Here is an 11,073-nt window from a genome sequence, read left to right on the forward strand (position 1 = left end):
ACCAATGCATCGTCCGTCCGGGGGGAGGTGAATGCGTTTCGCGATCAGTCCGCGCCTGTCTCGCCTTCTCCGGCGCCTGCCGCGCTACAGCCTGTTGAGCCTCACCGAGCTGCTGCTGCTGACGTTGCTCGCAGTGCAATGCGCGCGGCTGTTCTGGGCTTTGGTGACCCCGATCGGACCGGTAGGCGACTGGCGACCGGTGGCCGGACCGGACGCGGCGCGCGGAAGGGCGGCGCTGGCGAGCGGGTTCGATCCCTTCTTCCGGGTGAGTGGCGGCGGGACGGCAGTCGTCACGTCGCTACAACTAAAGCTGTTCGGCGTGCGGGTGGACGAAGCGACTGGTCGCGGCTCGGCGATTATCGCGGGGCCAGATAATGTCCAGACCAGCTATTCGGTGGGCGAAGCGATTCAACCCGGCGTGATCCTGAAGTCTGTCGGCTACGACAGCGTGATCATTGAGCGGGGCGGGGCGCAGGAGACGCTGTATCTCGACCAGTCTGGCGCTGCGCCGGCGGTGACGCTTCCGGCGCCTCCGCCCGCCAATATCGGCCTGCTGAGAGCGCCGGCCGGGCTGACCCAAGCGCCTGGTGCTGTGTCGCTCGGCGAGCTGCAGGGCAATCTGTCGCTCACGCCGCGGCAGAACGGGGGACGAGTGACGGGGCTGGTGCCGCGCGGCGATCCAGCTTTCCTCGCGCGGGTCGGACTGCAGTCGGGCGATGTCCTCGTTCAGGTGTCGGGCCGTCCGATCGCTGGTCCCGAAGATCTGCAACGCGCCGCCTCCGCTCTCGCCAAGGGCGGCAATCTCTCGATCGCAGTGGAGCGTGGCGCACAGGTCGTGCCGATCGCGATCAGCATTTCAGGACAATGATGCGTAGATTTCTTCTTCCCGCCCTGCTGCTCGCCGTCGCCAGCCCGGTTGCCGCACAATACTCGCTGAACGTGCGCGATGCCGACATCCGTGCGTTTATTCAGGACGCGGCGAAGGTGACCGGCCGAACCTTCATTATCGACCAGCGCGTGCAGGGGAAAGTCTCGGTCGTCACGGACCGGCCTCTCAGTCGCACCGAATATTTCGAGGTGTTCCTGTCGACGTTGCGTGCGAACGGATTGGTTGCGGTGCCGGCGGCGGGCGGCGCGTTCCGCGTGCAGCCGCTCGAGGGCGCGGCCTCGCAGCCGAGCCGGGTCGGCCGGCCCGGCGCTTCCAATTCGCTGGTGACGGAGATTTTCCGCCTGCGCTCGATCGACGCGCCGAGCGCGGTGGAGACCGTGCGACCACTGATCAGTCCGCAGGGTTCGGTGACCGCCAACCGCGCCGGCAATTCGCTGGTGATCGTCGATTTCGGCGACAATGTCCGCCGAGTCCGCGAGGTGCTGCGGCGCATCGACCAGGACAGCGCCGCGACGACGCTGGTGCCTCTCCGCAACGCCGGCGCGCGCGAAGTCGCGCAGTCGCTGGCGCAACTCGTGGGAGCCGGTGGGCAGGGGCCTGCGGCCAGCATCGTCGCGATCGACAGCTCCAACTCGATCGTGCTGCGCGGTGATCCGGGCACGGTGTCGCGGCTAGCGGCGATCGCGCGCGAGATCGACAAGCGCGCCGCGAACGGCACCGAAGTGCGGGTCTATTGGCTGCAGAACGCCGACGCCGAGTTGCTGCTGCCGGTGCTTCAGCAACTGACCGGCCAGCCCGTGACGCAGCCATCGGCACCGCGCGGGCTGACGCAGGTCAATCCGCGCGGCAGTAGCGGCACGAGCAGCCGCGTAGGGTCGACCACGGTCACGACCACGCCGCTCGCCAATACGGTCGAGGTCCAGGCTGCGCCTGCTCCGACGCTGAATGGGCAAAGCATCATCGGCCGCAACTCCGCGATCGTCACGCGCTTCGAAGGTGCGAACGCGATCATCGTCGCGGCCAGCCCCGACACGCAGCGCACCTTGGGCGAAGTGATCCGTCAGCTCGACGTGCGCCGCGAGCAGGTGCTGGTTGAAGCGATAATCGTGGAAATATCGGACAACCTCGCCAAGCGGTTGGGGGTGCAGTTCCTCCTCGGTGGAAAACCGGGTAGCGACATACCGTTCGCCGTCACGAACTATTCGAATGCCGCGCCCAATATCCTGACCATCGCCGGCGCGGTTGGAGCGCGGCAACTGAACACAACCACGACGGTCGTGAACGGCTCGACTACCACGACCACCAGCAATAGCGCCGCCGCCGATCAACTCGCGCAGGCGGCGGTGAACTCGATCCTTGGCGGGACCGGGGGCATCGGCGGGTTCGCGACGACGATCGGCAAGGACGGAATCTTTGGCGCGATCATCAATGCGGTGAAATCGGACAGCACGTCGAACATCCTGTCGACGCCGTCGATCGTGACGCTCGACAATCAGGAATCGCGCATCCTTGTCGGGCAGGAAATCCCGATCACGACGGGGCAGGCGCTGTCCAACAACTTCGACAATGCCTTCCGCACGGTGCAGCGCGAGAATGTCGGCATCCAATTGCAGGTGCGGCCGCAGATCAACGAAGGCGGCGCGATCAAGCTGCAGCTCCGGCAGGAAGTGAGCTCGATCGCGGGGCCGGTATCGAACGACAATAGCGAGCTGATCCTCAACAAGCGCGAGATCGAGACGACCGTTACGGTCGATAATGGCGAGATCATCGCGCTTGGTGGACTCCTTGATGATAACGAGCGGAGGACGATCGAGAAGATTCCGCTGCTGGGCGACATTCCGGGTTTAGGCGAACTCTTCAAGTCGCGCTCCAAGTCACGGACAAAGACCAATTTGATGGTCTTCATCCGTCCGACGATCCTGCGATCGGCGGCTGACGCGCGAGCACTCGCCGAGCGGCGCTATGGCTATGTGCGGCAGGAGCAATTGCTTCAACGGCCCAACCAGGAGCCGAGCATTGACGAGCTGGTGCGGGAATATATGGGCGCCGAGCCGCCGGTGCCGCCGGTCGACTTGCCCGGCAGCACGCCGCCGGCGCTGCCCCCGCCCAAGGTGATCGTGCCGGAAGTGCATAGCTCCACGACCACGGTGCAGCCGGTGCCCCCGCCCAGGGAGCGCCGGAAGTGACCGAAGCGCTGGTCGCCGTCCCTTACGCCTTTGCGCGCAAGTTCGGCGTGGTGCTGCTGGAACCGGACGGCGAGCGCTTCAAGGTGGCGCTGCGCGAAGGCAGCGACCCCCGCGCGCTGCTGGAGGTACGGCGGCATCTGGGCCAGCCGATGACGGTTGAGACGGTCGCGGCCGATGCCTTCGACAAACTGCTGTCCGACCGTTACGCAATGAACGGCGAAGCAGCGGCCGCGGCGGCGGGATCGCTGGGATTGGGCGACGACCTCGCGCTGATCGCGGGCGACTTGCCGACCGCCGACGATTTGCTCGATTCCTCGGACGATGCGCCCGCCATCCGGCTGATCAACGGCGTGATCGCGGACGCGGTGCGGCAAGGCGTGTCGGACATCCATGTCGAGCCGTACGAGACCGGGCTGATCGTGCGGATGCGGATCGACGGCGTGCTGCGCGAGACGCTGCGCATGCCGGCGCATGTCGCGCCGGTGCTGGTCAGCCGCATCAAGGTGATGGCGCGCCTCGACATCGCCGAGCGGAGGGTACCGCAGGACGGCCGCATTTCGCTGATGCTGGGCGGAAAATTGCTGGATGTGCGCGTCTCGACTTTGCCGAGCCGGGCGGGCGAGCGGGTGGTGCTGCGCATCCTCGACAAGGAGAATGCCGGGCTCGACCTCGCCCAGCTTGGCCTGTCGGCGGTGGCCGAGAGCGTGCTGCACGACGCGCTGACCGAGCCCAACGGCATCATCCTCGTCACCGGCCCGACCGGATCGGGCAAGACGACGACTCTCTATTCCAGTCTCCGGCTGCTGAACGACGGCAGCCGCAACATCCTGACCGTCGAGGACCCGGTCGAATATGCGATCGAAGGCGTGGGCCAGACCCAGGTCAATCCGAAGGTGGGCCTGACTTTTGCGGCCGGCCTGCGCGCGATCCTGCGCCAGGACCCGGACGTCGTGATGGTCGGCGAAATCCGCGATCGCGAGACGGCCGAGATCGCCGTGCAGGCATCGCTGACCGGCCATCTGGTGCTTTCGACCGTCCACACCAATGACGCGATCGGCGCGATCACGCGCATGCGCGACATGAAGGTCGAGCCGTTCCTGCTTTCTTCGACCCTGCGCGCCGTGATCGCGCAGCGGCTGGTGCGGCGGCTGTGTCCGGACTGCCGCAGGGCCGAGCCGGCGAGCGAACAGGTCGCGGCGCTGATCGGGGTGAAGTCGGGGACGACGGTTTACGAACCGGTGGGTTGCGATGCCTGCGGGCAGACCGGATTCCGCGGTCGGGTCGGCGTGTTCGAAGCAGTGAGGATCGACGACACGATCCGTGGGCTGATCAACCAGAATGCGGATGAAGCGGCGATCGCGCGACATGCTTTTGCTAAGGCGCCGAACCTTGCGGCATCGGCGCGGGCGCTGGTGGCGGACGGGGTGACGACGCCCGAGGAGGCGGTGCGGATTACGCGGCGGGAGCAGGGGGATGCTTGAAGCCATCTACAACCCTCTCCCCATCGGGGAGTTTCGTATTGGAGCCGGGCCGGATCGTGCCCCGCACGATCCTGAAACATGCGGGGGGCATGTTTCACCCGGATCCAATACGAAACTGGTGTCCGAGCGCAGCGAAGCCGGGAGAGGGGCCGAGTCCCGCTCTCAGCCCCTCTCCCTGCGCGCTTCGCGCGCTGTCCCTCTCCCCAGTGGGGAGAGGGTTGGGGTGGACCATGCCTGACTTCGATTATCTCGCGATCGACACGCGGGGCGGGGAGCGGCGCGGGTCGGTCGTCGCGCAGTCGATAGAGGATGCGCGCGCCACGCTCGACCGGCGGCGGCTGTATGTCGTGCGGATCGAGCCGGGATCGGGGGCGCCCAGGCCGAAGGCGCCGCTGCTGTCCTTTTCCCGCCGCAGGCTGACCGCGAAGGAGCTGACGTTGTTCACGCGCCAGATCGCGACATTGGTGCAGGTCAGTCCGCTCGAGGAAACGCTGCGCACGATCTCGCGCCAGACCGAAAAGCCGCATGTCCGCGCGATCACGTCTGCGGTGCATGCCGGCGTGCTGGAAGGCCGCCGCATGTCCGCGCGATCACGTCTGCGGTGCATGCCGGCGTGCTGGAAGGCCGCCGCATGTCCGAAGCGATGGCGCGCGAGCCGAAGAGCTTTCCGCCGCTCTATCGCGCGATGGTGAGCGCGGGCGAAAGCTCGGGCACGCTGCCGACCATCCTGGAGCGGCTGGCCGACCTGATGGAGCGCCAGGCGCAGGTGCGGTCCAAGGTGATGACCGCGATGGCCTATCCGGCGGTGCTGGCGCTGGTCGCTTTGTTCGTCGTCACCGCGCTGATGATGTTCGTCGTGCCGAAGGTGGTCGAGCAATTCGAGAATGTCGGCCAGCAATTGCCGCTGTTGACCCGCATTGTGATCGGCGTGTCAAGCCTGCTGGTCCATTGGTGGTGGGCGATGCTGCTGGTCGCGGGCGTGGCGGGCGTGATTTTCTGGCGGGCGCTGCAGGACGCGAGCGTTCGCCTGCGCTTCGATGCCTGGCTGCTGAAGCTGCCGCTGATCGGCCGGCTGACCCGCGATCTGCACGCGGCGCGGATGGCGCGGACGCTGGCGACGATGGTCTCGTCGCGGCTGCCGCTGCTCGAAGGCCTGGCGCTGACGACGGGCACGATCCACAACCGCGCGCTGCGGGCGGCTTCGGAAGAGATCGTCGAAGCGATCCGTGGCGGCGGCAGCCTGTCCGCGGCGCTGCGACGGGCGGGCGTGTTTCCGCCTTTGCTCGTCTATCTGGCGGCGAGCGGCGAGGCGTCCGGCCGGCTCGACACGATGCTGGAGCGCGCGGCCGATTATCTGGAACGCGAGTTCGACAGCTTCACCGCCGCCGCGCTGTCGCTGCTGGAGCCGGCGATCATCGTCCTGATGGGCGGCCTGGTCGCGACGATCGTGCTATCCATTCTTCTTCCCATTCTTCAGCTCGAAACACTGGCAGGCGCGTGATGTTTTCCTTTTCTCGTCATTCCCGCGAAAGCGGGGACCCACCTTCTTCTTCCGCCGCTGAAAGGCAGGTGGATTCCCGCTTTCGCGGGAATGACAGAGAAGAGGGCTTTACCCTGGTCGAGCTGATGGTGGTGATCGTCATTCTGGGGCTGCTGGCGACGATCGTTGCGATCAACGTGCTGCCGGCTTTGGGCAAGGGCAACACGACCAAGGCCAAGGCGGATATCGCGACGATCGAGCAGGCGCTGGAAATGTACCGGCTCGACAACCTCACCTACCCGTCGACGACGGAAGGATTGCAGGCGCTGGTCGCGCCGCCGCCGGGGGCCGCCCAGCCGCAACGCTACCGCCAGGGCGGCTATATCAAGCGACTGCCGAACGATCCCTGGGGGCACGCGTACCGCTATGTCTATCCGGGTCAGCACGGCGCGTTCGACGTGTTCAGCTATGGCGCCGACGACAAGGAAGGCGGCGAGGGCGAGAATGCCGATATCGGCAACTGGCAATAGCGAGCGGGGATTCACTCTCGTCGAGCTGATGATCGTGCTTGCGATTATCGGGCTGGTTACGGCCGGCGTGATGATCGCGATGCCGGACCCGCGCGGGCGGCTGTCCGACGAAGCGGACCGGTTCGCGGCGCGGACGGTTGCGGCGCGCGACCTCGCGATTCTTGAAGGGCGGCCGGTCGCGGTGCGGGTGACGGCGCAGGGCTATGCGTTCGACCGGCGGCAGGACGGCAACTGGGCGCCGTTGCCGGATCAGTCCTTCCGGTCGCGGCCGTGGAGCAGGGGGACGGCGGCGCTGGTGGGGCAGGGCGGCACAATCCGTACCGCGTTCGACGCGACCGGCCAGCCGAGCGCGCCCACGACCATCGTGCTGACGCGCGAGAGCGAGCAGGTGCGGGTCGCAATCGCCGCCGATGGAGGCGTGCGTGTCGGGTCGTAGGGCGAACGGGTTTACCCTTCTCGAGATGCTGGTCGCGCTGGCGGTGTTCAGCCTGGCGGCGCTGGCGCTGCTGCGGCTGGAAGGCGCGACGGTGCGGCAGACGGGCGAACTGGATGAACGGATGATCGCTCAGCTCGTCGCGCGCAATCTGGCGGTGGAGACGCTGACCGATCCCGCGCCGCCGCCGATCGGCGCAAATGCGGGCGAGACGGTGAATGGCGGGCGGCGCTGGCGCTGGTCGCGCGTGACCAGCCGGACGCCGGATCAGCGGCTGGTGCGGGTGGATATCAGCGTCGCGACGGCGCGCGCGCCGGCGGTGCTGACGATCGTGAGGCCGGCCACGTGAAGCGCAACGGATTTACTCTCGTAGAGATGATGGTCGCGCTGCTAATTTTCGGCATGATCGCGGCGGCGGGGGTGGGGCTGCTGCGCATCAGCGTGGATGCGCAGGCGGCAACGAAGACGCGGCTGGATGCGCTGGCCGGTGAGCGGCGGGTGGAGGCGCTGATCGCCTCCGATGCGGCGCAGGCGGTGCCGCGCGTCACCCGCAACGCGGCAGGCGACCGGGTGCAGGCGTTCGAGGGCGCGGCGGGCGGGTTCACGCTGGTGCGCGCCGGGGTCGATCCGCTCGACGATTCCGCGCGGCCGGCGCTGCAGAAGGTCGGCTATGCAGTGGAGGAGGGGCGGCTGGTGCGGCGCACCTGGCCGATGCTCGACGGGGCAGAGCCCAATGCGCCGGCGGTGCTGGTCGATCGCGTGGCGTCGGTCACGCTCCGCTATCGGTCGAAGGACGGCTGGCGCGAGGTTTGGGACCCGATCCGGCCCGACCTGCTGCCGCGCGCGATCGAGATGATCGTGACGCCGATGAAGGGCGTGCAGATGCGCTACCTGTTTCTGGTGGGGGCGGGCGTATGAGGCCGGGTGAGCGCGGCGCGGCGCTGCTGACAGTGCTGATGCTCGTCTCGGTGATGGCGGTGCTGTCCGCTTCGGCGCTGGAGCGGCTGCGGCTGTCGACGCGGGTGGCGGCGAACGCGGGCGCGATCGATCAGGCGCGGGCCTTCGCGCTCGCCGCCGAGCAGATCGCGGCGAACCGGATCAATGCGCTGGTCGAGGCCGATCCGGTGCGGACGCCGACCGGCTGGGCTGGGCGGGAGACGGCCTTGCCGCTACCGGGCGGAATCGCCAGCGCGGTCGTGCAGGACGGCGGCAATTGCTTCAACCTCAACAGCGTCGTCGGCGGGCAGGCGGCGGGGCCGCTGATGGCGCGGCCGGTGGGGATCGCCCAGTTCGTGGCGCTGATGCAGATTCTGGGCATCGGCGAGGGCGAGGCGCGGCATGTCGCGGTATCGCTGTCGGACTGGATCGACAGCGATAACCTTATGCAGCCGGAGGGGGCGGAGGATGCGGCCTATGCGGGCCGCGAGACGCCCTACAGGACGCCGAACACCTTGATTGCCGATCCGAGCGAGCTGCGCGCGGTTGCGGGCGTGACGCCGGAGATTTACCGGAAGATCCGGCCGTGGGTGTGCGCCTTGCCTGTGACCGAGCTTTCGCCGATCAACGTCAACACTCTCACGCCGGAACAGGCTCCGCTGATCTCCATGCTTGCGCCCACGATCGTTTCGCCTGCCCGAGCGCGCGCGCTGCTCGCCGCGCGTCCGGTTGCCGGCTGGGAGGGGGCTTATCAGTTTTGGCAGAACTTCAGCGCGCAGGGTCAGGTCGTTCCGGCCGAGGCGCAGGCGCAGGTGGGCGTCCGCACGCGCTGGTTCGCGCTGAAGCTGAAGGTGCGGCTGGGTGACAGCGACGTCGACGAGACCGCGCTGATCGACGCGACGGTGCCGCCGGCGCGGTTGGTGCGGCGGAGCTGGGGGGAGACGCTGTGAGCACGCTCGTCCTCTTCATCGCGCCGGACGACCGGCTGGCGGGCTGGTGGATTGTCGAGGATGGCGCGGTCGTCGGCCGTGGCGATGCGGATGACGTGTTGCCGGATGCGTTGCCGGAGCGGGTGGTCGCGGTCGCGCCGGCGGAGGCGATGACGATCCATGTCGCGGAGCTGGGCGCGCTCGCCCCGCAGCAAGCGGTTGCGGCGGCGCGGCTCCTGGTGGCGGAGACCAGCGTCGTGCCGGTCGAGACGCAACATGTCGCGGTGGGCGCCGCGGACGGCAAGGATCGCACGGTGGCGGTGATCGGCAACGGGCGGATGTCGGCCTGGTTGGAGTCGCTGCAGGCGCGCGGGATCGATCCGGACGCGGTGCTGCCGGCGCCGCTGCTGCTGCCGCGGCCCGAGACGGGTTTCGTCCGCGCCGGTGTGGGCGGAGAGATAGTGCTTAGGGGGCGGAGCGCCGCCTTTGCGGACGATCCGGGACTGACCGGGCTGCTGGTCGGCGATGCGCCGGTCGAGGAGGTGGATGTCGAGCCGCTGGTGCTGGCGGCGCTGGATGCGCCGGAGCTCGACCTGCGTCAGGGCGCGTTCGCCAAGCGGCGGCGGTTCCGGGTGGACTGGAGCCATGTGCGGCGGCTGGCGATGCTGGGCGGCGCGGTGGTGGCGGTGACGCTGCTGATCGCGGTCGTGCAGATCGTGCGGTATGGCTTCGGCGCGGATGCGCTTGACGCGGAGGCGGAGCAGGTGGCGCGGACGGCGGTGCCCGATGCCGGACCCAACGCGGTGTCGTCGATGCAGGCGCGGCTGGCGGCGCGGCGCGGCGGCGGGCTCGGCTTCAGCGCTACGGCAGGGGCGCTGATGGCGGCGGTGAAATCGGTGCCCAATGTCGAGCTGGCGAGCCTGACGTTCGATCCGGACGGGCTGCTGCGCGCGACGGTGCTTGCGCCGGGCGCGCCGGAGGCGGAGCAGCTCCGCGCGCGCATCCACAGTGCCGGGCTGAACGTTGAGGCGACGCCGTTCACGTCCGAAAATGGCCGCATCCGCGGCGAGTTCAGGATCGGCGGACGATGACGGCACGGTTCCTCGCCTGGTGGCGCGAGCGCAGCGTGCGCGAGCAGCGGCTGCTGCTGGTCATGTTTGCGCTGCTGGCGGTCACGATCCTGTGGCTGGGCATCTACCGGCCCATCCAGAACGCCTTGTCGGCGGCGCGCGAACGGCATCAGGAGGCGGTGATCCGACTGGGCGAGGCGCGCGCGCAAGCCGACGCGCTACGCGGTCTGAAGGGCCTGGCGCGCGTGTCCGGACCGCTGGCCGCGGTGGTGACGCAGGCGGCGAGCGACGCCGGCTTCGCGAATGCAGCGGTGTCGCCGCAGGGCGAGCGGCGCGTGTCGATTTCCATTCCCTCGGCGCGGCCGGCGCCGTTCTTCTCGTGGATCGCGGGACTGGAGACGCGCGGCATCGTGGTCGAGCATCTGTCGTCACGCGCGAACACTGACCAGACGCTTGCGGTCGACGCCGTACTGGTGGGCGGAAGCTAATGCGGATCGCGATTCCGATGCGCCCCGCAGTGCTGTTCGCGATCCTGTTCGCGGTGGCGCTGGTCCTGTTCTTTCCGTTGCGCCTCGCCGTCGGCGGCAGCGGCCTCAGCGCGCGCGAGGCGAGCGGGAGCGTGTGGTCGGGCAGCCTGAAGGAAGCCCGGATCGGCCCGGCGGTGTTGGGTGATCTCGATGCGCGGCTGTCGCCATTGGCATTGCTGACCGGAAGGATGCTGCTCTACGTCGCGCGGCCGAGCGCCGCGCCCGACCGGATGGTCGGCGCGCTCGGCCTGTCGCGCAATCGCCGCTCGGTCGAATCGGCGAGCGGGCTGATCCCGATCGACGGCGCCTTCGGCGCGCTGCCGGTCGCTTCGTTCGAGCTGACCGATGTGACGGTGCGCTTCCGCGACGGCGAATGCGACCGCGCGGAAGGCATGGTCCGCGCCAATTTGTCCGGCGACGGTGGGCTGAATCTGCCGGCGAGCCTCACCGCCGCGCCGCGCTGCGATCGCGGCGCCGTGCTGCTGCCATTCGCGGTGCCGACCGGCGGTGGCGCCGAGATGCGAATCTCCGGCGACGGCCGTTGGGACGTGCGTTCGACGGGAGCGCCGCCTCGATAGGGAATACAGGTTGACGCCGCGCCACCCCGCCTCC

At 68.6% G+C, this 11,073-nt stretch carries 11 protein-coding genes and 1 pseudogene; all 12 read left to right on the forward strand.

The genetic code is table 11. The features are described 5' to 3' along the window. Positions 1-31: 31 nt before the first annotated feature. A complete protein-coding gene (locus ACFSCW_RS07145; RefSeq protein ID WP_380888159.1) occupies positions 32-868 on the forward strand; it encodes a type II secretion system protein N in 837 nt (278 codons plus the stop codon). After that, entirely contained in the window at positions 868-3,075 is a 2,208-nt protein-coding gene (gspD, locus tag ACFSCW_RS07150; protein ID WP_380888160.1) for a type II secretion system secretin GspD, read from the forward strand. Before ACFSCW_RS07145 ends, gspD begins: the two co-directional genes overlap by 1 nt. Continuing rightward, positions 3,072-4,556 carry a type II secretion system ATPase GspE gene (gspE, locus tag ACFSCW_RS07155; RefSeq protein WP_380888161.1) on the forward strand — a complete coding sequence of 495 codons (1,485 nt, stop codon included), beginning with the start codon at positions 3,072-3,074 and terminating at the stop codon, positions 4,554-4,556. Before gspD ends, gspE begins: the two co-directional genes overlap by 4 nt. 230 nt (positions 4,557-4,786) lie before the next feature. Continuing rightward, positions 4,787-6,057 (forward strand): annotated as a pseudogene (gspF, locus tag ACFSCW_RS07160) (type II secretion system inner membrane protein GspF). Positions 6,058-6,125: 68 nt separating this feature from the next. Beyond that, positions 6,126-6,566 carry a type II secretion system major pseudopilin GspG gene (gene gspG, locus ACFSCW_RS07165; RefSeq protein WP_380888162.1) on the forward strand — a complete coding sequence of 147 codons (441 nt, stop codon included), beginning with the start codon at positions 6,126-6,128 and terminating at the stop codon, positions 6,564-6,566. After that, positions 6,541-7,002: a GspH/FimT family pseudopilin gene (locus ACFSCW_RS07170; RefSeq protein ID WP_380888163.1), complete on the forward strand. Its 462-nt coding sequence runs from the start codon at positions 6,541-6,543 to the stop codon at positions 7,000-7,002. The genes gspG and ACFSCW_RS07170 overlap by 26 nt, the downstream gene beginning before the upstream one ends. Then, positions 6,989-7,348, forward strand: a complete 360-nt coding sequence (gene gspI, locus ACFSCW_RS07175; protein ID WP_380888164.1) for a type II secretion system minor pseudopilin GspI — start codon at positions 6,989-6,991, stop codon at positions 7,346-7,348. The genes ACFSCW_RS07170 and gspI overlap by 14 nt, the downstream gene beginning before the upstream one ends. Beyond that, positions 7,345-7,917: a type II secretion system minor pseudopilin GspJ gene (gene gspJ, locus ACFSCW_RS07180; protein ID WP_380888165.1), complete on the forward strand. Its 573-nt coding sequence runs from the start codon at positions 7,345-7,347 to the stop codon at positions 7,915-7,917. Before gspI ends, gspJ begins: the two co-directional genes overlap by 4 nt. Continuing rightward, positions 7,914-8,885, forward strand: coding sequence for a type II secretion system minor pseudopilin GspK (gene gspK, locus ACFSCW_RS07185; protein WP_380888166.1), 972 nt, complete (start codon positions 7,914-7,916; stop codon positions 8,883-8,885). Before gspJ ends, gspK begins: the two co-directional genes overlap by 4 nt. Then, a complete protein-coding gene (gene gspL / locus ACFSCW_RS07190) occupies positions 8,882-9,955 on the forward strand; it encodes a type II secretion system protein GspL (RefSeq protein WP_380888167.1) in 1,074 nt (357 codons plus the stop codon). Before gspK ends, gspL begins: the two co-directional genes overlap by 4 nt. After that, a complete protein-coding gene (gspM, locus tag ACFSCW_RS07195) occupies positions 9,952-10,422 on the forward strand; it encodes a type II secretion system protein GspM (RefSeq protein WP_380888168.1) in 471 nt (156 codons plus the stop codon). The genes gspL and gspM overlap by 4 nt, the downstream gene beginning before the upstream one ends. Beyond that, positions 10,422-11,039, forward strand: coding sequence for a type II secretion system protein N (gene gspN / locus ACFSCW_RS07200; protein WP_380888169.1), 618 nt, complete (start codon positions 10,422-10,424; stop codon positions 11,037-11,039). The genes gspM and gspN overlap by 1 nt, the downstream gene beginning before the upstream one ends. The last annotated feature ends 34 nt before the right edge of the window (positions 11,040-11,073 follow it).

Source organism: Sphingomonas tabacisoli (genome assembly GCF_042678385.1).
Lineage (GTDB): Bacteria > Pseudomonadota > Alphaproteobacteria > Sphingomonadales > Sphingomonadaceae > Sphingomonas_B > Sphingomonas_B tabacisoli.